This window comes from Achromobacter anxifer (genome assembly GCF_903652925.1).
Lineage (GTDB): Bacteria > Pseudomonadota > Gammaproteobacteria > Burkholderiales > Burkholderiaceae_B > Achromobacter > Achromobacter anxifer.
This window is the reverse complement of the sequence record NZ_CAHLAR010000002.1, coordinates 551,660-573,160: the sequence shown is the minus strand read 5'-3', so window position 1 is coordinate 573,160 and position 21,501 is coordinate 551,660. Positions and strand designations below refer to the sequence as shown.

Below are 21,501 nucleotides of genomic sequence, written 5' to 3'. Positions count from 1 at the left end.
CCCGACCATGACCGACCACTCGACCACTCCGGCGCCCGCCCAGGACGAAAACCGCTTGATCGCCGAACGGCGCGCCAAGCTGGCCAAACTGCGCGAAACCGGGGTCGCGTACCCCAACGACTTCGTCCCCGACGCCCGCGCCGCGGCCCTGCATGACAAGTACGACGGCCAGGAGCAGGAAGCCCTCGCCGCCAACCCCGTCAACGTCAAGGTCGCCGGCCGCATGATGCTCAAGCGCGTCATGGGCAAGGCCAGCTTCGCCACGCTGCAGGACAGCACCGGCCGCATCCAGATCTACCTGGACCGCGGCACCCTGGGCGAAGACAGCTACGCCGCCTTCAAGCAATGGGACATCGGCGACATCATCGCGATCGAAGGGTCGGTCTTCAAGACCAACAAGGGCGAGCTGTCGGTGCACGCTGCCAACGCCCGCCTGCTGTCCAAGTCGCTGCGCCCGCTGCCCGACAAGTTCCACGGCGTGGCCGACCAGGAACTGCGCTACCGCCAGCGCTACGTCGACCTCATCATGACGGACGCCACGCGCCGCACGTTCGAGGCGCGCAGCAAGGCTGTGGGCAGCATCCGCCAGTTCATGCTGAACGCGGGCTTCCTCGAAGTGGAAACCCCCATGCTGCACCCGATCCCGGGCGGCGCGGCGGCCAAGCCCTTCGTCACGCACCACAACGCGCTGGACATGGAAATGTTCCTGCGCATCGCGCCCGAGCTCTACCTCAAGCGCCTGATCGTGGGTGGCTTCGAGCGCGTCTTCGAAGTCAACCGCAACTTCCGCAACGAGGGCGTCAGCCCGCGCCACAACCCTGAATTCACCATGATGGAGTTCTATGCGGCCTTCGCGGATTACCGCTGGCTCATGGACTTCACGGAAGAACTGATCCGCCAGGCCGCCATCTCGGCCACCGGCAGCGCCGTTCTGACCTACCAGGAACGCGAGCTGGACCTGGGCAAGCCGTTCGACCGCCTGACCATCTGCGAAGCCATCCTCAAGTACGCGCCCGGCTACACCCAGGCGCAGCTCGACGATCCGGCCTTCGTGCGCGCCGAGCTCAAGAAGCTGGGCGCCGACGCCGACGGCCCGGTGCTGTCGCGCGCCGGCCTGGGCGCGCTGCAACTGGCGCTGTTCGAAGAGACCGCCGAAGCCAAGCTCTGGAACCCCACCTACATCATCGACTACCCGGTGGAAGTCTCGCCGCTGGCGCGCGCCTCCGATACCCGCGAGGGCATCACCGAGCGCTTCGAGCTCTTCATGACCGGCCGCGAAATCGCCAACGGCTTCTCGGAGCTGAACGATCCCGAAGACCAGGCCGAGCGCTTCCGTTCGCAGGTCGAGGCCAAGGACGCGGGCGACGAGGAAGCCATGTATTACGACGCGGACTACATCCGCGCCCTGGAATACGGCATGCCTCCGACGGGCGGCTGCGGCATCGGCATCGACCGCCTGGTCATGCTGCTGACCGACAGCCCCAGCATCCGCGACGTCATCCTGTTCCCGCACCTGCGCCGTGAAGACTAAACGGCGGTCCGCATCATGATGTTCAAGATCATGATGCTGCTGCTGGTCGTGGCGGGGCTGATCTATTGGATCAAACAGCCCCGCAACGCCCAGCCCGCATCCTCCTATCCGGCGGCGCGGCAGCGCCGGCCGGTTTTCATCGCGCTGTGCATCGCCACCGCGATCGCGGTGGCTGCCTCCGTGATGACCTTCCTGCTGTGGGCGGGCGGGGTCGCCGGCGGCGTCACGGGCGGCGGCTATCACGGCCAGGTGGACTTCCTGCTGCCCGTGGCCGGTTCCCTGCTGGCGCTGGGCGTCATCTGTGCCGTGGGCGCGTTCTTCAAGCGCCGGGGCTGACGCCCGGCTCGTTCGTTCCCATCGGCGGCCGTGCAGGCCCTATTCGGGCCATCTGCCCGCGCCCGCCGGCAAGGACGGCAGCGACGCCTGCAACATCGCGTCGATGAACTCCGCAGGCCGCAAGCGGCCGCCCGGCTTGTACCACTGCACCGTCAGGTTCATCGCGCCCAGCACGCAGCGCTTGATGACGCGCGCGTCGCCCTGCAGCAGCCCCGCCGCCACCGCCGCCGCCACCGCGTCCTGCCACATCGCCTCGTAGCGGTCGCTCAGCGACTTGACCACCGCCTGGCTGGGCGCGGACAGGCTGCGCCACTCGTACACCAGCGCATTCATGGCATCGCCGCCCGCGCCGTGCAGCATGCTCCACATGTGCACGCGAAACAGCGCCGCCAGCCGGTCCGCCGGCGCCTGGTAGCGCGCCAGCGCGCGTTCGCCGTCGTCGATCACTTCCTGGATGCCATTGTTCATCACCGCCACCAGGATCTCTTCCTTGCTGCGGAAATGGTGGAACAGACTGCCGGACTGCAAGCCCACGGCCCGCGCCAGCTCGCGCACGGTGGTGCGTTCGTACCCGTGCTTGCAGAAGAGCTGGCCCGCCGTCAGGATCACCTCCCGCCGGCGTTCGGATTCCGTCCCCTCGTCGCGTCCTTCCGCGGCTTCCCGGATTTTCTCCATGAGCGATCACCGCCTCTGGATGATGGTCGCCGTGGCCATGCCATGGCCGATGCACATCAGCTGCATGCCCAGCTGGCCTTCGGTCGCCTCCAGGCCCGCGAGCATCTTGGCCATCAGTCCCGCGCCCGTCGCCCCCAGCGGATGGCCGTGGGCGATCGCGCCGCCCCAGGGATTGACCCGCGCCAGGTCCGCGCCCAGCTCGCGCTGCCAGGCCAGCACCACGCTGGCGAAGGCCTCGTTGATTTCGATCCAGTCCAGGTCTTCCAGCTTCAGCCCGGCGCGCGCCAATGCCTGCCGGGCCGCCGGAATCACTCCGGTCAACTGCAACACCGGATCCGACCCCACCACCACCCGCGCCAGGAAGCGCGCGCGCGGCCGCAAGCCATCGGCCAGGGCCGTGTCGCGGTCCGCCAGCAGCACCGCCGACGCGCCGTCCGCCAACTGGCTGGCGTTGGCGGCGGTGACGCCGCCCTGCCCCGGCGGCCGCATTGCCGGCGCCATGGCCGCCATGCGGGCGGGATCCGTCGTCTCGCGTATGCCCTCGTCGCGTCCGGCATCTGCGCGCGGTCCCGGCAGCAGCTCGGCGTGCAGTCCGGCCTGCGCCGCGCGCCAGGCCCGCGCATGGCTTTCCCTGGCCCATTCGTCCATCTCGGCCTGCGACAACTGCCACCTCTCGGCAATCCGCTCCGCGCTTTCGATCTGGTGGATCAATGGATAGCGTTCCAGCAGTGCAGGGTTCAAGCCCTCGAAGCCGCGGAACTCTCTCTGCCCCAGCGTCACGTCCAGGAACATCGGCACCCGGCTCATGCTTTCGACCCCGCCCGCCACCACGTAGCGCATGTCGCCCGCGGCGATGGCCTGCGCGCCGAAATGCACCGCCTGCTGGCTGGAGCCGCACATCCGGTTAAGGGCCACGCCCGGCACGCTCTCGGGCAGGCCGGCCAGCATGGCGGCCAGCCGACCGATGTTGGCGCCCTGCTCGCCCGCCTGGCTGACGCAGCCCGCGATCAGGTCCTCGACCTTTGCGCCCGGCAGGCCCGCGCGCCCCAGCAGACCCTGCACCGTGTGCGCCAGCAGCGTGTCCGGCCGCGTGTCCGCCCACCATCCGCCGCGCCGCCCGAAAGGCGTGCGCACGGCCTCCACGATCACGGCTTCGTTCATGCCGTCGTCTCCTCAACGTAGAGCGCTTCGATTTCGTCCGCGTAGCTGCGGTAGATGCTGGCGCGCCTGACCTTCATGGTCGCCGTCACTTCGCCATCGTCATGATCCAGTTCCTTGGTCAGCAAGTGGAAGCGCTTGATCTGCGCCACCGGCGCCAGGCCGGCGTTGGCGCGCGCGACTTCCTGCTGGACCAGTTCGCGCACCTGCGCGCATTCGGCCAGCGACCGGAAATGCGTGAACGCGATGCGGCGCGACTCGGCCCACTTGCCCACCGTGTCGAATTCCAGCTGGATCAGCGCGGACACGTACTTCCGGCCGTCCGCGATCACGATGCATTCCTTCACATAAGGGCTGCCCTTGACGGCGTTTTCGATCTCCGAGGGCGTCAGGTTCTTGCCGCCCGCCGTGATCATGATGTCCTTCAAGCGGTCCACGATGCGCACCCGCCCCGCCTCTTCCGCCACCACGTCGCCGGTGTACAGCCAGCCGTCGCGCACCGTGGTAGCGGTGGCTTCCTGGTTCTTGTAGTAGCCCTGGAACACCATGTCGCCGCGCACCAGCAGCTCGCCGGCCTCTCCCATGCGCCATTCCACCCCCAGGATGGGCTCGCCCACCGTGCCCACCTTCACCCGGTCCGGATGCTGGCCGAAGATCATGCCCGCCGACTCCGTCAGCCCGTAGACCTCGATCAGCGGCACGCCCAAGGTGCGGAAGTAGCGCACCACGTCGGGCGAAATCGGCGCCGCCCCGGTCATCGCCACCCGCACGCGCCGCAGGCCGATGAAGTTCTGCAGGGCGCGCAGCACCAGCCAGTACCACAGCCAGCTCGTCCAGCGTTCGCGCAGCGTGTACTGCGCGGGCGCTTTCTCCAGGAACGGCGCGCGGGCCGCCAGCGCGCGCCGGTACAGCCATTGCTGCAGACGCCCCGCTTCCTGCATCTTGATCGAAATGGCGGCGTGCAGCTTTTCCCAGATGCGCGGCACGCCCAGGAATATCGTCGGCGCGACCTCGCGCAGGTCTTCCTGCACCGTGCGTATCGATTCGCCGAAGTTGACCTGCGCGCCCAGGTAGATGGGCACGAAGGTGGACAGCATCTGCTCGGCCACATGGCACAGCGGCAGGTACGACAGGTGCACGCTATTGCTGTCCATAGACAGGCGATCGGCGATCCCCGGCGCCACGCCGCGCATATTGCCGTAGCTGAGCATCGCGCCCTTGGGCTTGCCGGTGGAACCGGACGTGTAGATCATGAGGCCCGTGTCTTCCAGCCGCTGGCCGTCCAGCGCCGCGTTCAGCCCCGCAAGCTCGGCCGCCTCGCGCCGCGCGCCCTCGGCCTCGACCTCGGCATAGCTCACGATGCGATCGCGTTCGGCCGGCGCATAGGAGCGCAGGCCCTTGGTCTCCATCATGACGATGCGGCGCAAGAGCGGCAGCCTGCCGGCCACCTGCAGCACTTTGTCGGTCTGCTCCTGGTCCTCGCACACCACCAGTTCCACGTCCGCGTGTTCCAGCACGTAGCCCATTTCCTCGGCCGGGCTGGTGGAATACACGCCCACCGCCACGCCGCCGACCGCGCCCGCGCCCATCTGGGTCAGCAGCCATTCCACGCGGTTCTCGGACACGATGGCGACGCGGCCGCCGGCGCTCAGCCCCAGTGCGCGCAGGCCCAGGCCGACGCGGCAGGCCCGGCTCCAGTATTCCGCCCAGCTCATGGGCTTCCAGATGCCGAAATCCTTTTGCCGGATGGCGATGGCCGCGGGCTGGCGCCGGGCCTGTTCGCGCAGCATCTGCGGCAGCGTCAAGGCTGGCCACGCCTGCGCGGATGCGCCGGAGATATCCATGTGCTTGTCCATCATGACAGCCAGCGCTTGCGGCGCTTGTAGTGCTTGATGTCGCGAAAGCCGCGGGCCTCGCCCGCGCCGCCCACGCCCAGGTAAAACTCGCGCACGTCCGGATCGGCCGCCAGCTTCTCGGCGCTGCCGTCGATCACTACCTTGCCGGTCTCCATGATGTAGCCGTAGTGCGCCACCGCCAGCGCCACCGAGGCGTTCTGCTCCACCAGCAGCATCGACACCCCTTGTTCATGGTTGATGCGCGCGATGATGGAAAAGATGTTCTCCACCAGCATCGGCGACAGGCCCAGCGAAGGCTCGTCCAGCAGCATCAGCCTGGGCTGGGCGATCAGCGCGCGTCCGATGGCCAGCATCTGCTGTTCGCCGCCAGACAGGTAGCCCGCCAGGCCGCGGCGGCGCTCGAACAGGCGCGGGAAATAGCCATAGACCAGGTCGAAGTCCGCCTTCGCCCCGGTCCGGCCGGTCAGCGCGTAGGTCGCGGCCACCAGGTTTTCCTCCACCGTCAGGTCCTCGAACACCCGCCGCCCTTCCATCACGTGGGCCAGACCCGCGCGTACCAGGTTCTGCGGCCGGGCGCCCGCGGTGTCGCCGCCGTTGAAGACGATCTGCCCGCGCACCAGCGCGCCATCCTCCAGGTCCAGCAGGCCGGACACGGCCTTCAGGGTGGTGGATTTGCCGGCGCCGTTGCTGCCCAACAGCGCCACGATGCTGCCGGCGGGCACCGACAGGGACAAGCCGCGCAGCACCTGCACCGCCTTGTTGTAGACGACTTCGATATTGTTGATATCGAGCACCGCCGGGGCCGGCGTTGCGGCCTGCGCGTCATGTCCGGGATTCACGGCTGCCTCACTTCAGGACGATCCAGTCGGATGCCGGCACCATCTGCTTCTGCTTCACGTCGGCGCGATAGATCCGGCCCACCGGGATGGAGTTGCCCTTGATGGAGATCGGCACGCCGATCAGGCCGCCGGTGTCGAAGTCCTTGATGCCGTCCAGCGCCGCCTTCATGTTGGCGCTGGTCAGCTCCTTGCCGGCGTCCAGCGTGCGCTTGGCGACTTCGGTGAACAGCATGGCGGCCAGGAAGCCCTGCATGTAGCCGGTGCTCTGGTACTGCGGGCGCATCTCGCGGATCTTCTTCAGCATCGGCGCGTCAGCCGCGGTGTCGTAGTAATAGCGGTAAGGCATCACGCCCATGAAGCCTTCGGCATCCTCGCCCATCTGCATCACGGTGGAGTTGTCCATGGTCCAGAACGTGCCCATGTAGCGCGTCTTCAGGCCCATGCGCTTGCCCTGCCCCACGAACTCGGGAATCGGCGCCAGCACGTAGCCGTGGAAGATGGTGTAGTCGGGATCGGCGCGGCGCAGCTTGATGACCTCGGTCGACACGTCCACGCTGCCCGGCGGCGTCATGATCTCGGTCGCGACTTTCAGGCCCAGTTTCTCGGCCACCGCGCGCGAGCTGGCGATGGGATCGCGGCCGAACTCGGTGTCCGAATACACGAAAGCCACCTTGGCGCCGGGCTGTTCCTTGGCGATGTAGCGCAGCAGGATGCCGAACATCTCCGTGTAGTCGGGGCCCAGCATGAACTGCGCCGGATATTTGGCGGGATCGTTGAGCTCGGTGGCGAAGGACGCGCCGGTCATCAGGATGTCGCCCGTGCGGTTCAGCTCGGCGTTGATCGTCTTGGAAAAACCGGTCGAATCACCGTAATAGAAGTTCACCTTGTTCTGGCTGGTGATCTTCTTGAAGGCCGCCACCGAGGCGTCGACCTTGTAGGCCGTGTCCTCGGGCACGTAGCGCAGCTTGCGTCCCTTCACGCCGCCCTGGTCATTGATGATCTTCACGTAGTCGGTGATGCCGGCGTGGATGCCCTGCCCCGCGAAGGCGAACACCCCGCTCAAGGGGATGGAGCCGCCCAGCACCAGGTCCTCCGCCGCCTGGGCCGCGGGCGCCGCCGCCAACGCCGCCGCCAGGCCCAGGGGGGCCAACAACCTCGATAAACCGCTGCCGATCCGGATGCGCTTCATGGTTAGTCTCCTGAGGGTCTTATGGGTGGCCGCCGCCATGGCTAGGTGCGGAAGGGCCAGAGATGGAAGTAACGGCGCACGCGGCGCCAGATTTCCGCGAGCCCGTGCGGCTCGAAGATCAGAAAGCCCACGATCAGCAGGCCGAAAACAATGGTGCGCACCGGCGAGATCAGACGCAGCGCGTCGCCGCCCACGGGCAGCCAGCCTACGATCAGCTTGAGCAGTTCCGGCACCATGGTCATGAAGATGGCGCCCAGGATGGAACCCAGGATCGTGCCCATGCCGCCGACGATGATGGCGGCCAGGAAGAAGATCGACATGATCAGCGGGAAGCTCTCGGGCGTGACCACCCGGAAGAAGTAGGCCCACATGCCGCCCGCCACGCCCGCATAGAACGAGGACAGGCCGAACGACAGCAGCTTGTAGCGCAGCAGGCGTATGCCCAGCACCTCGGCCGAAATGTCGCGGTCGCGGATGGCGATGAAGGCGCGCCCGATGCGCGTGCGGAACAGGTTGGCCGCCCCCAGCACCATCAGCGCCGTCACGGGCACGATCAGCCAATAGATCTTGAAGGAGGTGTCCAGGTCCACGCCCAGCACCCGCGCCGGCGGCACCTGCAGGCCGGTCGTGCCGCCCGTGAATTGCCAATTGGCGAAGATGAAATGCGCAATGAAGGACGCTGCGATGGTGGCGATGGCCAGGTACAGGCCCTTCACCCGCAAGGAAGGTATGCCAACCAGCAGGCCGCCCGCCATCGCCACCAGGCCGCCAGCCACCAGGTTCAGCAGGACGGGCGTGCCCAGCCGCTGCTCCAGCACCGCCACCGTGTAAGCCCCCAGGCCCATGAAGGCGGCCTGTCCCAGGCTGACCAGGCCGGTGTAGCCCGTGAGGATGTTCAGCCCCGTGGCGCTGGCGACGTTGATGGCGACCAGGCAGGCCAGGTACAGCCAGTAAGCGTCGGCCACGAAAGGGAACATGACCAGGGACGCGGCCAGCAGGGCCAGCCACGCCTTCTGCGTGCGGGTGTCGAACAGCGCTTCGTCCGCAAGATAGGTCTGCTTGGCAGTCGCGATGCGCATCGGTCAGAGCCTCTCGATTTCACGGGTGCCGAACAGGCCGTATGGCCTGACCATCAGCACCACCACCAGCACGATGAAGGTGGCCAGCAGTTTGTATTCGCCGCCCATGTAGGCGCCGGCCCAGGCTTCCAGCAGGCCGATGAACACGCCGCCCACCAGGGCGCCCGCCACGCTGTCCAGCCCGCCCACGATCACCACCACCAGCACCGACAAGCCGAACACGCCCATCGACGAGGAAATGCCGCCGATCGCCCCCACGATCACGCCCGACACCGCGGCCAGTGCCCCCGCCGCCACCCAGGCCAGCGAGAACACGCGCGGCACGTTGATGCCCATGGCATAGGCCGCGCCCTGGTCCGAGGCCGTGGCCCGCAGCGCCACGCCGCCGCGCCAGTAGCGGAACACCACCAGCACCAGCAACGCCAGCACCACCGCCACCCAGAAGCCATAGAACACCTTGGGCGCGACGAACGCTTCGCCGATCATCACCGGCGCGCGCGGCATGAACTCCGGCAGGCGCCGCTGGTCGGCGGTCCAGATCAGCTCCACCACGCCCACCAGGATCGACGCCAGCCCCACCGTGATCATGAAGACCGAGATCGGAGCCTCCCCCAGCATGGGCCGGATGGTCAACCGCTCGACCAGCGCGCCCAGCGCGCCCGACACCACCACCGCCCCCACGATGGCCAGCCAGATCGGCCATTCCATGCCCGTGGCGAAGGCGTAGAACACATAGGCGCCCAGCATCAGGAATTCGCCGATGGCGATGTTCACCACGCGGGTCGCCTTGTAGACGATGACGAAGGCCAGCGCCGCCAGCGCGTAGAGCCCGCCGCTGCCCAGCCCGGCCAGCGTGACTTCCAGGAAGAACAGAACGTCCATCAGGCCGCCTCCCGCAGGCGGCGGCGCAGGTCGCCGACGTCGCCCGCGCCCAGATAGGCCCGGATGACCTGCGGGTCCGCCTGCACCTGGGCCGGCGTGCCGTCGGCGATCACCTGGCCGAAGTTCAGCACCACCACGTGGTCCGACAGGTCCATGACCATGCCCATGTCGTGCTCCACCATCAGCACCGTCACGCCCCATTCGGCGCGCGCATCCAGGATGAAGCGCGCCATATCGTCGGTCTCTTCGCGGTTCATGCCGGCCACCGGTTCGTCCAGCATCAGCACCTTGGGCTGCATGGCCAGCGCGCGTGCCAGCTCCACCCGCTTCTGCAGGCCGTAGGAGAGCGCCGCCACGGGCGCGTGGCGGATATGGTCAATCTCCAGGAAATCGATGATGCGTTCCTCGATGTCGGCGCGCAGCGCCATCTCTTCACGCCGCGCCCGTCCCAGGTACAGCAGCGCGTCCAGCACATTAGTGCGCAGATGCGCGTGGCGGCCCAGCTTGATGTTGTCCAGCACGGTCATGCCGCGGAACAAGGCGATGTTCTGGAAGCTGCGCGCCAGGCCCAGCCTGGCGCGTTCGGGCGCGGCTACGCGCGTGATGTCGCGGCCCTGGAACCGGATCTGTCCGGACGCCGGGCGATAGAAGCCTGAAATGGTATTGAACAGCGAGGTCTTGCCGGCGCCGTTGGGGCCGATGACCGTAGTGATGGAGCCGGGCTGCACGCGAAAGCCCACTCCGGTAAGCGCCTTGACCCCGCCGAACGCCAGCGTGACCCCATCCACCTCCAGCAAGGGAGGGCTGTCGGACTGATCCACCATTTGTCTCCTCGCTTTTACATGCGAAGTTTTTATCGACGTCGGTCTGGCGAACCCGCGAGGCAGGAGATGCAACGAACCTGTCTTTACCTACGCCAGTACAGCGCCGGAAAATCGTTCTATGCGTTACGCTAAGCGTGCTTAAAAGGAAACCAAGCAAGCGCTCGGTTCAGACCATAGCATCGCGGTTTTTGGATCGACAGCTGGTATTTACCCGATAACGGAGACTCGCCATGACCCAAGGACTTCCGGTGTTCCAGACGCTGTTCCTGGAAACCTCCGGCGCCATCGCCACCGTCACCCTGAACCGCCCCGACGCCCTCAACGCCATCGACGTGGCGATGGCGCGCGACCTGCAGAGCGCCGCGCAATGGTTGGAAACGCGCGATGAAATCCGCGCCGTGCTGTTGCGCGCGACCGGCAAGGCTTTCTGCGCGGGCGGCGACATCAGCATGTTCACGGGCGAGCCGGCCCAGGTGCGCGCCACGCTTCAAGATCTGTTCACGCCGTTGAACGACTTCATTGCGCGCATCGCGCGCATGGACAAGGTCTGGCTCGCGCAGGTCCACGGCATCGCCGCCGGCGCGGGCCTGTCGCTGGTGCTGGCCTGCGACCTGGCCATCGCCGATGCCGAGACCCGCTTCATGACGGCCTATCTCAAGCTGGGAGCGACACCCGACGCCGGCATGACCCACGGACTGACACGCGTGCTGGGCGCCAGGCGGGCGCTGGACCTGCTGCTGCGCCACGACGCCTTCAGCGCCGCGGACGCGCTGGCCTGGGGCATCGTCACGCGCACCGCCGGATCCGGAGAACTCGCGCACGCGGCGCAAGCCTATGCGCAGGACATCGCCCGCCACGCACCGCACGGCATTGCCGGCGCCAAGGACCTGTTGCGTTCAGCCGAACACGCCACGCTGGAAACCCAGCTGGCCGAGGAAACGGCGCGCTTCCTGGACACGGCCTCCCGCGAGGATTTCGCCGAAGGCGTGCGGGCATTCCGCGAAAAGCGGGCGCCGCGGTTCCAGGGCAAATAAGGCCAGGAACTGCGACGCTAGTCCTGGCGCTCGTCGCGCCGCCCGCCCCACTGCGGCGCGCGCTTCTGCACGAAGGCGCTCAAGCCCTCGCGGGCCTCGGGCGTGGCGGCCGCGTTGCAGAACACCTCGACCGCCGTCGCCACCCTGCGCCGATACTCGTTGTCATTGCTGTAGACGAAGGCGCGCCGGCCCATCGCCAGGACTTGCGGCGGCTTGCCCGCCAGCGACCGCGCCAGCGTGCGCGCCTGCTCCAGCAATTCCGCTTCAGGCGCGACGCGCGCCACCAGCCCCAGCCCGTGCGCCTCTTGCGCATCGAAGGTGCGTCCGGTGAACAACAGATCGAACGCCCGGTGCTTGCCCACGATGCCCGGCAAATGCACATAGTGGATGGCGGGCAGGACGCCGACATCGATTTCCGGATAGCCGAAGGTGGCGGTATCCGCCGCCACCACCATGTCGCTGGAAATGGCCACCGTCATGCCGCCGCCGCGGACCGCGCCAGACACCACCGAGATCGACGGCTTGATCAGATTGAACTGCGTGTCGTAGAGCTTGATGTACAGCTTGGACAACAGCGCGTGGATGCGCGCCGGCGTGCTGCCCAGCAGCTTTTTCATATCCAGCCCGGCGCAGAACCGTCCAGGCAAATCGCTGGCCAGCAGCACGGCGCGCACGTTGGAATCGGCATTGGCGCGTTCCAGCGCGGCGATCAGCGCGTCCAGCATGGCCTCGTCCAGCGCATTGACGGGCGCATGGCATAGATGGATTTCCGCAATCTGGTCGCGGACCTCGTAACGCAGGAATGTCATCGGTAGCCTCTCATGTTCAGGAATGGGCCTGCACGCTGCCCGACGCCAGCAGTGTGTCGACTTCGGCTTGCGCGTAGCCCAGCTCGGCCAGGATCTCGCGGGTGTGCTCGCCCAACACGGGCGCGGGCAGCGAGGCCTGGCGCGGCTGCCGTCCAAAGCGTATCGGCAGGCCGACGTTGTGGACTTCGCCCAGCACCTTGTGCCGGCTTTTGACGATCAATTCGCGCGCGGCAACCTGCGGATGCGCCAGCGCCTGGTCCAGGGTATGGATGGCTGAACACGCGATGCCCGCGGGCTTGAGCGCTTCCAGCCATTGCGCCACGCTGCGCGTCTCCATGCGCGCCTGGACCAGCGCGACCGTCTCGGTAAAGTTGCGGACCCGGTCGGCGTTGGTCGCGAACCGGGGCGCATCCACGTGCTCCTCCAGCCCCGCCACCGCGCAGAAGCGCTGCCATTGCGCATCGTTGCCCACGCCCAGCATGATGTCGCCATCGGCCGCCCGGAATGCCTGGTAAGGGCACATGGCCGGATGGCCCGTGCCCATGCGGCGCGGGATCTGGCCGGTGCGCCAGTAGTTCTGCGCCATGTACGACATCAGGCCGAGCGACGTGTCCAGCAGGGACACATCCAGGTACTGCCCCTTGCCCGTCTGGCTGCGTTCCAGCAACGCGGCCAGGATGCCGCTCAACGCGAAGGAACCCGTGCCCAGGTCCACCGGCGAAAAGCTGGCCCGCGCGAAATTTCCGCCGGGCTCGCCCATGGTGCTGATCATGCCGCTAAAGGCCTGCAGCATGACGTCGTAGCCCGGCTCCTCGCCCATCGGCCCCTCGCGGCCATAGCCCGAGATTTCGCAATACACCAGGCGGGGATTGAGACGGCTGAGCGTCTCGTAGTCCACACCCAGGCGCGCAGCGGTCTTGCCTCCAAAGCCCTGCAGCACCACGTCCGCCTGTTCGGCCAGCCGGTGCACCACGGCCCGGCCAGCCGGCGTCTTCAGGTCCACGGCCAGGCTGCGCTTGTTGTGGTTGACGGCAAGAAACGTCGCGGACTGGCCAACGTCCTGCGGCAGCCAGGCACGCGTGTCGTCGCCCTTGCCCACGGGTTCGACCTTGATCACCCGGGCGCCGAGCTCGCCCAGATACTGGCCGCACAACGGCCCGGCCAGCACCTTGCTCAGATCCAGGACCGTGATGTTCTTCAACGGCGTCATGCGTGCTTGCGTGGACATGATTACTGCTCGCTCTTCAGGCCGATGGTTTGCGCGGCTTCGGTCCATTGGGCGGTTTCCCGCTTGAAGAACCCGTCCAATTCCGCGGGAGCAACCTGGAAGGCCTCCGCGCCGCGCTCCTGCATCGCCTTGCGGTAGGCATCGCTGGCGACCACGCGCGCCACGGCCTCGCGCAGCTTCTGCACCGTTTCCGGCGGCGTGCCGGCGGGCGCCTGCAGGGAGAACCAGAATTTGAGATCCAGGCTGGGATAGCCGGCTTCCTTCAGCGTGGGCACGTCAGGCAGCATTGGCGAACGCTGGGCGGAGGTGATGGCCAAGGCCTTCAGCCTGCCCGACTGGACCTGCCCAAGACTGGTCGACATGCTGTCGAACAGGAAGTCGACCTGCCCGCCGATCACGTCGGTCACGGCATTGGCGCTGCCCTTGTAGGCCACGCCCACCGCCTGAAAGCCCGCCAGCTTCTGCAACGAGGCGCCATAGACGTGCGGCGAACTGCCCGGCCCGAAGGTTGCATAGCTCAGCCCGTTCTTCATGCCGCGACCGCGCTCGACCAGTTCAGCCAGCGTCTTGACGGGAGTGCGCTCGGGATTGACCACCAGCAGATTGGGCATCGCGCCGGTCGTGCCGATCGGCACATAGTCCTGCAGCGGATGCATCTTCGCGCTGGGGTACATCAGCGGATTGATGGCCTGCATGGCCACCGTGTTGTGCATCAGCGTATAGCCGTCCGCCGGGCCGTTCAGCACGCTCTGGTAGCCGACGTTGCCGCTGGCGCCCGGCTTGTTCTGCACGATGACCTGCTGCCCCAGTTCGCGCGCCAGGGGTTCCGCCACCAGGCGTGCGATGAAATCCGTGGGGCCGCCGGCCGAGAACGGCACGACCAGCGTGATGGGCTTGGAGGGCCAGGTGTCGGCCAGCGCCGGGCTGCCAAAGGCTGCCGCGGCCACGCAGGCGGCAAGGATTTTGTGGAACACCATGATGTCTCCGTAATGTTCTTCGAGGGATGGCGCCCATTATGCGAACCGTCTTGATATATTAGAAATACCGTTTAAATATGCGGGCCATAATAAATATGTGATGGCCCTGCCTGCAGGAGGCCTTTGCATGTCGATGTCCATCCGCGCGATGCAGTGCTTTGTCGCCGTGGTTTCCACCGGCTCGATCAGCCGCGCCGCCGCCGCGCTGCACGTGGCCCAGCCCGCGCTGAGCCTGCTGATACGCAATCTGGAGGAAGACCTGGGCGTGGTGCTGTTGCATCGCAGCGCCCGCGGCGTCACGCCGACGGCGGCAGGCTCGCGCATGCTGGCGCATGCGCGCGAGATCCTCGGCCGCATCGACGCCGCGCGCGCCGACGTGCGCGAGGACATCAGCGCGCCCCGGGGCACTGTCTCGCTGGCGATGTCCATGTCCATGGCCAAGCTGCTGACCGTGCCGCTGCTGCGCTTCTCGCTGGAGCATTGGCCGGACGTCTACCTCAAGATCATCGAGTCCAGCACGGGCTATATACCGGGCTTCGTCAGTTCAGGTCATGCCGACCTGGGGCTGACTTTCAGCGACGACGCCTCGGTCGATCTGCGCTTCCAGCACCTGATGGATGAAGAACTTGTGGTCGTCTCGCCGCCGCCAGCTAGGCCGGGCAGGAAACCGGTCCCGGCCGCGCTACACGCGCTGCCGGTCATGGACCTGCAAGCCCTGAGCGGATTGCCCCTGGTGCTGCCCGGCAATCAGCACAGCCTGCGCCGCTTGCTGGACCAGTACCAGCAGCGCGAACGCGCCGAGTTTCGCGTCATTGCCGAGGCCAACGCCATCCCGCAGCTGATCGAGCTGGCGCAGGCCGGCATCGCGCACACCATCCTGTCCTACGCGGCGGTGCACCAGGAGGCTGCGCGCGGCGAAGTCGTCCTGCACCGCATCGTCAAGCCGCGCCTGGCGCGGCCGGTCTTCCTGTGCCGCTCTGATGTCCTGCCGCTGTCGATGGCGGCGTCGGCCGTGGCCGACCGGGTCAGCCGCATCATCACGGACTCCCGGCCTGACGGCGCGCCCGCCCGGGACAGACTCAGATAACGCGCTTTTCCACCGCCTGCGCCCAACGCCGCGCCACCGTCGGCGAGGTGGCGCAGGTAGCCGATTCGGTCACCACGCGCACGGCGCGCTCCAGCAGCTGGATGTCGGCCTCGTGCTGGCGGGCCACATGCGGGTCTTCGAAGAAGATCACGCGCTGGCATTGGTGCTCCAGCACCAGCTCAGCGATCTGCGCATCGCCGCCCAGCGGCCCGCTCAGATAGCGGTGCACCCAGGGCGTGTCCTTGGGCCAGCCGCGCGACCAGGCCAGCTCGTTCAGCCGGCCTCCGGTGGTGCCGGTGGCCACGCGCCGCGCGAACCGCGACAGCACGTCGAAATGCTCGCTGGCGAACGCCACCATCTCGTCCTTGAGTGCATCGTGCGCGATCAGGGCCACGGTCTGGCCTTCGAAATTGAAGTGGCGCGATGCCGAAACGTCCGGCGCCAGCCCGGCATGGATGCGTTCGACCTCCATCCATTCGATGGCGCCCGCCAGCGTCGAAATGAACGGGCGGCCATGCGTGATGCACTGGCGCTTAAGCGCCAGCGCTTCCGGGAAAATCGAAGATGGATCGACCGGATCGATCAGGTAGATCGCGCCGTCGAACGGCGCCTGGCCGTCACGGCCTTCGGTCACCCGCGCCACCAGCTTCATCAGGCCACCCTCGCGGCCGTAGGGATAACGGATCAGCCCGCCATAGCCTTGCAGCATGCCCTCGCGCACGATCGCGTCATGCGTGCGGCCGACGGTATGCAGCTGCACGCCCAGTTCGCGTATCGTGGACGAACATGCGCGCAGCCAGGTGAACAGCGCGGCATCGGGGGTTTCGTGGTGCAGCCGGTTGGCGGCCAGGCCAAAGCGCAATTGGGCAGCGGGCATCAGTAGACTCAGGCAGATGGGAACGACACTATGGGATCCTTGATGATACCGTGGCGGCCCTGACTGCGGCGGGATCGACCAGGATCCGCGATGCTCAAAAATAAAAACGCTCCCCGCAGGGAGCGTTTTTCTGTTCAGCGGTCAGTCCGCTTCGTCGATCCAGGCCATCTGGATGGCCTCCAGGATCTTCTCGCCGCAATGGGCGGGGTCATCATTGAAACCAGGCAAGGCCAGCACCCATTCGCGCAGCTGCACGAAGCGCAGCGTCTTGGGGTCCTCGTCCGGATGCGCGCCGACCAGCGCGGCGGCGATCTCGTAGGTGTCGGTCCACTTCATCAATGGCCCTCTTTCGCGTGATTGATCGTGTACTTGGGAATCTCGACCGTCAGGTCGGCATCCGTCACCAGCGCCTGGCAGGACAGGCGCGAGGTCGGGGTCAAGCCCCAGGCCTTGTCCAGCAGATCCTCTTCGTCGTCAGTCGCGTCTTCCAGCGAGGAATAACCTTGCTTGACCACCACGTGACAGGTGGTACACGCGCACGACAGCTCGCAGGCGTGCTCGATGTCGATATGGTTGTCCAGCAGCACGCGGCAGATCGACACGCCCTTGGGCGCGTCTTCGATCACGGCGCCTTCGGGGCAGTAGTCGGGATGAGGCAATACAGTCAGTTTCGGCATAGCGTGTTATCAGGCGATCTCATCAAGTTTGCGGCCCGCCAGCGCGGCGCGGATGCTGCGATCCATCCGGCGCGCAGCGAAATCGTCGGTGGCGGCCGCGAGAGCCTGCACCGCGTCCTTCACCGTATCCACATCTTGGGCGTCCTGCGCGGCCATGGCGGCCTGCAGGCATTCGTCCACGCGCTTGCGCTCGTCGGCGTCCAGCAGGTCGCCGTCGGCGGCCAGCGCAGCTTGCACGGATTCCACCAGTTGGCGCGCGTCCACTTGCTGTTCGCGCAGCATGCGGGCACGGGCATCGGTATCGGCCTGCGCCACGCTGTCGGCCAGCATCTGCGCGATTTCGTCGTCGCTCAGGCCATAGGACGGCTTGACCGACACCATGGCCTCGACGCCCTTGCTCTGCTCGCGCGCGGTCACGCTCAGCAAGCCGTCCGCGTCCACCTGGAAGGTCACGCGGATGCGCGCCGCGCCCGCCACCATGGGCGGAATGCCGCGCAGCTCGAAGCGGGCCAACGAGCGCGAATCGGAGACCAGGTCGCGTTCGCCCTGCACCACGTGGATGCTCATGGCCGTCTGGCCATCCTTGAAGGTCGTGAATTCCTGCGCGCGCGCCACGGGGATGGTGCTGTTGCGCGGAATGATGCGCTCCACCAGGCCACCCATGGTTTCGAGGCCCAGTGACAGCGGGATCACGTCCAGCAGCAGCCAGTCCTCGCCCGGAGCGCGGTTGCCCGCCAGCAGGTTGGCCTGCAAAGCGGCTCCAAGCGCCACCACCTGGTCGGGATCCAGATCCGTCAAGGGCTGGGTGCCGAACAGCTTGCCCACGGCGGCGCGCACGACCGGCATGCGCGTGGCGCCGCCCACCATCACCACGCCGCGCACATCGGCGGGCGCGAGCGATGCGTCGCGCAAGGCGCGGCGAGCGCAGTCCAGCGTGCGCACGATCAGGGGCTGGGCCAATTCTTCAAATTTTGCCCGGGTCAAGACCGCATCCACGACACGACCGTCGGACAGGGTCAGCTTCAGGCTGGCTTCATCGGCGTCCGACAGGGCTTCGCGCGCGGCGCGCGCGGCCATCAGCAGGCCGCGGCGGTCCGCCGGCGAAAACTCGCCCGCAACGAGCCCGGCGGCCACGTGATCGACGATGAGGGCGTCGAAGTCGTCCCCGCCCAACGCGGTGTCGCCACCCGTGGAGATCACTTCGAACACGCCCTGGGTCAGGCGCAGAATGGAAATGTCGAAGGTGCCGCCGCCCAGGTCGTAGACCGCGTACACGCCTTCGGCGGCATTATCCAGGCCGTAGGCGATGGCCGCCGCAGTGGGTTCGTTCAGCAGCCGCAGCACGTTCAGACCGGCCAGGCGGGCGGCATCGCGCGTCGCCTGACGCTGGGCGTCGTCGAAATAGGCCGGCACCGTAATGACGGCGCCGACCAGGTCGTCGCCCAGCACGTCCTCGGCGCGCTGGCGCAGGACGGCCAGGATCTGCGCCGACACCTCGACCGGGCTCAGGTCGCCCTGAACGGTGCGGATGCGCACCATGCCGGGCGCGTCGACGAACTCGTAGGGCGCCCGCGTGGCGCGCGCCTCTTCCAGCGAACGGCCCATGAAGCGCTTGACGGATACGACGGTATTCAGCGGGTCCTGGGCTTGCTGCGCCAAGGGCTCGCGGCCCGTGGTGACCTTGCCGCCGGGGAAATAGCGCACGGCGGACGGCAGCAAGGCATGGCCCTGCTCGTCGGCCAGAACTTCAGCGACGCTGCTGCGCACAGCCGCGACCAGGGAATTGGTGGTGCCCAGGTCGATCCCGACCGCCAGCTTGCGCTGGTGCGGCGCGGGCGATTCGCCAGGCTCGGATATCTGCAATAAGGCCATGATTCTGTTTTTATGGTCAGTAGGCGGCGCTGTGCCGGCGCCCGTCTCGCGGACGCCCCGGCGCGCCCTGGGCTATGCGGCGGGCTGGGCTTGCGCCAGTTCTTCCGCCAGCTTCTCCACGAACATCCATTCCCGCACCTTGAGCCCCGCGGCCGCGTAATCGCGGTCCTGGTCCAGCAGCCGGGTCAACGTGGCGCGCATGGCGGCGCGCGCCTGCTGCAATTCCGCCTGCAAGGCCGCCAGGGCCTCGGCGTCGTCGCGCGCGTCGTCCAGCATTTCGCGCCAGGTCATCTGCTGCATCAGGAACTCGGGATCCATGGCCGTGTTGCTCTCGGTCTGCAGGTCCACGCCCGCCTGCTCGCACAGGTAGCGCGCCCGCAGCAGCGGATCGCGCAACAGGCGGTAGGCCTCATTGGCGCGCGCCGCCCACTGCATGGCCACGCGGCGCTCCGCGGGACTGGCCGTGGCGTAGCGGTCGGGATGCACCTGCGCCGCAACGGCGCGCCAGGCGGACTCGAGCGCCTGCGTATCCAGATCGAAACGCGCCGGCAGGCCAAACAGGCCGAAGTGATCGTCTCCAGCCAAGACTTACACCGTGAACGACTCGCCGCAGCCGCAGGTCGCCTTTTCGTTGGGGTTGCGGAACTTGAAGCCTTCGTTCAGGCCTTCGCGGGCGTAGTCGAGCTCGGTGCCGTCCAGATAGGCCAGGCTCTTCGGGTCGACGAAGACCTTCACGCCAAAGCTTTCGAACACCATGTCTTCCGCCGCGGCGTCGTCCACGTATTCGAGCTTGTAGGCCATGCCGGAGCAGCCCGTCGTCCTAACGCCGAGCCGCAAGCCGATACCCTTTCCGCGCTTCTGCAAGTAGCGGCCGATATGGGTGGCAGCCTGTTGGGTCAGGGTAACGGACATGTTCAGCCCGCCACAGCTTCGGCCGGGGCCGAGTGCTTTTCTTTGTAGTTCTGCACCGCAGCCTTGATCGCGTCTTCGGCCAGGATGGAACAGTGGACCTTCACGGGCGGCAGGGCCAGTTCTTCGGCGATCTGCGTGTTGCGGATGTTCATCGCTTCGTCCAGCGTCTTGCCCTTGACCCATTCGGTCACGAGCGAGCTGGAGGCGATGGCCGAACCGCAGCCGTAGGTCTTGAAGCGCGCGTCTTCGATCACGCCGGCTTCGTTCACCTTGATCTGCAGCTTCATGACGTCGCCACAGGCCGGGGCGCCGACCATGCCGGTGCCAACGGATTCGTCCGACTTGTCGAACGAACCGACGTTGCGCGGGTTTTCGTAGTGATCCAGAACTTTGGTGCTGTAAGACATGTTAATTCTCCACGAATTTCTAGGCGCGGGCGCTTAGTGCGCAGCCCACTGCACGGTGTTCAAGTCGATGCCTTCCTTGGCCATTTCCCACAGCGGCGACATGTCGCGCAGCTTGCCGACGCGGCTCTTGATGAGCTCCACGGCGAAATCCACTTCCTTTTCGGTCGTGAAGCGGCCGAGCGTGAAACGGATCGAGCTGTGCGCCAGTTCGTCGTTGCGGCCCAGGGCGCGCAACACGTAGGACGGTTCCAGGCTGGCCGAGGTGCAGGCCGAGCCGCTGGAGACGGCGAGTTCCTTGATCGCCATGATCAGGGATTCGCCTTCGACGTAGTTGAAGCTGACATTCAGGTTGTGCGGAACGCGCTGGTCCATGTCGCCGTTGAGGTAGACCTCTTCGATCTGCGACAGGCCCGCCCACAGGCGGTCGCGCAGCATGCGGATGCGCTCGTTTTCAGTGCCCATTTCCTCGCGGGCCAGACGGAAAGCCTCGCCCATGCCGACGATCTGGTGCGTGGCCAGCGTGCCCGAGCGGAAACCGCGCTCATGGCCGCCACCGTGCATCTGCGCTTCGATGCGGATGCGCGGCTTGCGGCGCACGTACAGCGCTCCGATGCCCTTGGGACCGTAGGTCTTGTGGGCCGAGAACGACATCAGGTCGACCTTGAGCTTTTGCAGGTCGATTTCCACCTTGCCGGTCGCCTGGGCGGCGTCCACGTGGAAGATGATGCCCTTCTCGCGGCAGATTTCGCCCAGCGTTTCCACGTCCTGGATCACGCCGATTTCGTTGTTCACCATCATCACCGACACCAGCACGGTATCGGGGCGCAGCGCGGCCTTGAAGGTGTCCAGGTCGATCAGGCCGTTGTCCTTGACGTCCAGGTAGGTCACTTCGAAGCCCTGGCGCTCGAGTTCGCGACAGGTGTCCAGCACCGCCTTGTGCTCGGTCTTGACGGTGATGATGTGCTTGCCGCGTTCGGCATAGAAGTTGGCGGCGCCCTTGATGGCCAGGTTGTCGGATTCCGTGGCGCCAGAGGTCCAGACGATTTCGCGCGGATCGGCGTTCACCAGCTTGGCGACTTCCTCGCGGGCGCGCTCGACGGCTTCCTCGGATTCCCAGCCAAAGGCGTGGCTGCGGGAGGCAGGATTGCCGAAGTTTTCGTACAGCCAGGGCACCATCTTGTCCACGACGCGGGGGTCGACGGGCGTCGTGGCGGAATAATCCAGATAGATCGGGCGGGTGGTCATTTCTACA

The 21,501-nt window shown here is 66.8% G+C and carries 23 protein-coding genes; 4 read left to right on the top strand and 19 right to left on the bottom strand.

The genetic code is table 11. The features are described 5' to 3' along the window. The first annotated feature begins 7 nt into the window (after window positions 1-7). Together lysS and HWY37_RS08055 are read left to right on the top strand one after the other, a co-directional pair. Entirely contained in the window at window positions 8-1,531 is a 1,524-nt protein-coding gene (gene lysS / locus HWY37_RS08060; protein WP_176088306.1) for a lysine--tRNA ligase, read from the top strand. Window positions 1,532-1,546: 15 nt separating this feature from the next. Beyond that, window positions 1,547-1,867 carry a preprotein translocase subunit TatB gene (locus HWY37_RS08055; protein ID WP_176088305.1) on the top strand — a complete coding sequence of 107 codons (321 nt, stop codon included), beginning with the start codon at window positions 1,547-1,549 and terminating at the stop codon, window positions 1,865-1,867. A 39-nt stretch (window positions 1,868-1,906) separates the two neighbouring features. On the opposite strand, the gene HWY37_RS08050 is transcribed toward HWY37_RS08055, so the two are convergent. From HWY37_RS08050 to HWY37_RS08015, 8 genes are read right to left on the bottom strand one after another with little or no spacing between them, the layout of a single operon-like run. Beyond that, a complete protein-coding gene (locus tag HWY37_RS08050) occupies window positions 1,907-2,542 on the bottom strand; it encodes a TetR/AcrR family transcriptional regulator (protein ID WP_175205840.1) in 636 nt (211 codons plus the stop codon). A 6-nt stretch (window positions 2,543-2,548) separates the two neighbouring features. Further along, window positions 2,549-3,703, bottom strand: coding sequence for a thiolase family protein (locus HWY37_RS08045; protein ID WP_176088304.1), 1,155 nt, complete (start codon window positions 3,701-3,703; stop codon window positions 2,549-2,551). Further along, the gene (locus HWY37_RS08040; RefSeq protein WP_175205838.1) at window positions 3,700-5,559 is read right to left on the bottom strand and encodes an AMP-dependent synthetase/ligase; all 1,860 of its coding nucleotides are present in this window, start codon (window positions 5,557-5,559) and stop codon (window positions 3,700-3,702) included. Before HWY37_RS08040 ends, HWY37_RS08045 begins: the two co-directional genes overlap by 4 nt. Beyond that, window positions 5,556-6,350 carry an ABC transporter ATP-binding protein gene (locus HWY37_RS08035; RefSeq protein ID WP_176088496.1) on the bottom strand — a complete coding sequence of 265 codons (795 nt, stop codon included), beginning with the start codon at window positions 6,348-6,350 and terminating at the stop codon, window positions 5,556-5,558. The genes HWY37_RS08040 and HWY37_RS08035 overlap by 4 nt, the downstream gene beginning before the upstream one ends. A 52-nt stretch (window positions 6,351-6,402) precedes the next feature. Then, on the bottom strand, window positions 6,403-7,584 hold the full coding sequence (locus HWY37_RS08030) for an ABC transporter substrate-binding protein (protein ID WP_176088303.1): 1,182 nt from the start codon (window positions 7,582-7,584) through the stop codon (window positions 6,403-6,405). Window positions 7,585-7,625: 41 nt separating this feature from the next. Beyond that, on the bottom strand, window positions 7,626-8,663 hold the full coding sequence (locus HWY37_RS08025; RefSeq protein ID WP_175205836.1) for a branched-chain amino acid ABC transporter permease: 1,038 nt from the start codon (window positions 8,661-8,663) through the stop codon (window positions 7,626-7,628). Window positions 8,664-8,666: 3 nt separating this feature from the next. Beyond that, window positions 8,667-9,545, bottom strand: coding sequence for a branched-chain amino acid ABC transporter permease (locus HWY37_RS08020; protein ID WP_176088302.1), 879 nt, complete (start codon window positions 9,543-9,545; stop codon window positions 8,667-8,669). Next, the gene (locus HWY37_RS08015; protein WP_176088301.1) at window positions 9,545-10,369 is read right to left on the bottom strand and encodes an ABC transporter ATP-binding protein; all 825 of its coding nucleotides are present in this window, start codon (window positions 10,367-10,369) and stop codon (window positions 9,545-9,547) included. The genes HWY37_RS08020 and HWY37_RS08015 overlap by 1 nt, the downstream gene beginning before the upstream one ends. A gap of 230 nt (window positions 10,370-10,599) precedes the next feature. Between HWY37_RS08015 and HWY37_RS08010 the strand changes: the two genes are divergently transcribed. Next, on the top strand, window positions 10,600-11,403 hold the full coding sequence (locus HWY37_RS08010) for an enoyl-CoA hydratase/isomerase family protein (RefSeq protein WP_175205833.1): 804 nt from the start codon (window positions 10,600-10,602) through the stop codon (window positions 11,401-11,403). Window positions 11,404-11,420: 17 nt separating this feature from the next. On the opposite strand, the gene HWY37_RS08005 is transcribed toward HWY37_RS08010, so the two are convergent. Genes HWY37_RS08005 through HWY37_RS07995 form a run of 3 tightly spaced genes read right to left on the bottom strand, consistent with a single transcriptional unit; the run spans window position 11,421 to window position 14,417 of the window. Then, entirely contained in the window at window positions 11,421-12,212 is a 792-nt protein-coding gene (locus HWY37_RS08005; protein WP_176088300.1) for an enoyl-CoA hydratase/isomerase family protein, read from the bottom strand. Window positions 12,213-12,228: 16 nt separating this feature from the next. Next, window positions 12,229-13,440 carry a CaiB/BaiF CoA transferase family protein gene (locus HWY37_RS08000; protein ID WP_246302223.1) on the bottom strand — a complete coding sequence of 404 codons (1,212 nt, stop codon included), beginning with the start codon at window positions 13,438-13,440 and terminating at the stop codon, window positions 12,229-12,231. A gap of 2 nt (window positions 13,441-13,442) precedes the next feature. Then, window positions 13,443-14,417 carry a Bug family tripartite tricarboxylate transporter substrate binding protein gene (locus HWY37_RS07995; protein WP_175205831.1) on the bottom strand — a complete coding sequence of 325 codons (975 nt, stop codon included), beginning with the start codon at window positions 14,415-14,417 and terminating at the stop codon, window positions 13,443-13,445. Window positions 14,418-14,544: 127 nt separating this feature from the next. On the opposite strand from HWY37_RS07995, the gene HWY37_RS07990 reads away from it, so the two are divergent. Continuing rightward, window positions 14,545-15,504: a LysR family transcriptional regulator gene (locus HWY37_RS07990; RefSeq protein ID WP_176088299.1), complete on the top strand. Its 960-nt coding sequence runs from the start codon at window positions 14,545-14,547 to the stop codon at window positions 15,502-15,504. Here HWY37_RS07990 and HWY37_RS07985 read toward each other — a convergent pair. The 8 genes from HWY37_RS07985 to HWY37_RS07950 all read right to left on the bottom strand — a co-directional run bounded on the left by HWY37_RS07985 (window position 15,497) and on the right by HWY37_RS07950 (window position 21,494). Continuing rightward, on the bottom strand, window positions 15,497-16,381 hold the full coding sequence (locus HWY37_RS07985) for a methylglyoxal synthase (protein ID WP_175205829.1): 885 nt from the start codon (window positions 16,379-16,381) through the stop codon (window positions 15,497-15,499). The two genes, HWY37_RS07990 and HWY37_RS07985, sit on opposite strands and share 8 nt — an antisense overlap. A gap of 141 nt (window positions 16,382-16,522) precedes the next feature. Further along, window positions 16,523-16,717 (bottom strand): Fe-S cluster assembly protein IscX, encoded by a 195-nt coding sequence (gene iscX / locus HWY37_RS07980; protein ID WP_176088298.1) that lies wholly within the window; start codon window positions 16,715-16,717, stop codon window positions 16,523-16,525. Beyond that, window positions 16,717-17,058: an ISC system 2Fe-2S type ferredoxin gene (gene fdx, locus HWY37_RS07975; RefSeq protein ID WP_013394592.1), complete on the bottom strand. Its 342-nt coding sequence runs from the start codon at window positions 17,056-17,058 to the stop codon at window positions 16,717-16,719. Before fdx ends, iscX begins: the two co-directional genes overlap by 1 nt. A gap of 9 nt (window positions 17,059-17,067) precedes the next feature. Further along, a complete protein-coding gene (gene hscA, locus HWY37_RS07970; RefSeq protein ID WP_175205827.1) occupies window positions 17,068-18,930 on the bottom strand; it encodes a Fe-S protein assembly chaperone HscA in 1,863 nt (620 codons plus the stop codon). Window positions 18,931-19,002: 72 nt separating this feature from the next. Beyond that, window positions 19,003-19,515: a Fe-S protein assembly co-chaperone HscB gene (hscB, locus tag HWY37_RS07965; RefSeq protein ID WP_175205826.1), complete on the bottom strand. Its 513-nt coding sequence runs from the start codon at window positions 19,513-19,515 to the stop codon at window positions 19,003-19,005. A gap of 3 nt (window positions 19,516-19,518) precedes the next feature. Continuing rightward, on the bottom strand, window positions 19,519-19,842 hold the full coding sequence (gene iscA / locus HWY37_RS07960) for an iron-sulfur cluster assembly protein IscA (RefSeq protein WP_175205825.1): 324 nt from the start codon (window positions 19,840-19,842) through the stop codon (window positions 19,519-19,521). Between the two features lie 2 nt (window positions 19,843-19,844). Then, window positions 19,845-20,249 (bottom strand): Fe-S cluster assembly scaffold IscU, encoded by a 405-nt coding sequence (gene iscU / locus HWY37_RS07955; protein ID WP_042794074.1) that lies wholly within the window; start codon window positions 20,247-20,249, stop codon window positions 19,845-19,847. A 33-nt stretch (window positions 20,250-20,282) separates the two neighbouring features. Continuing rightward, window positions 20,283-21,494, bottom strand: a complete 1,212-nt coding sequence (locus HWY37_RS07950) for an IscS subfamily cysteine desulfurase (protein ID WP_175205824.1) — start codon at window positions 21,492-21,494, stop codon at window positions 20,283-20,285. Window positions 21,495-21,501: the final 7 nt, after the last annotated feature.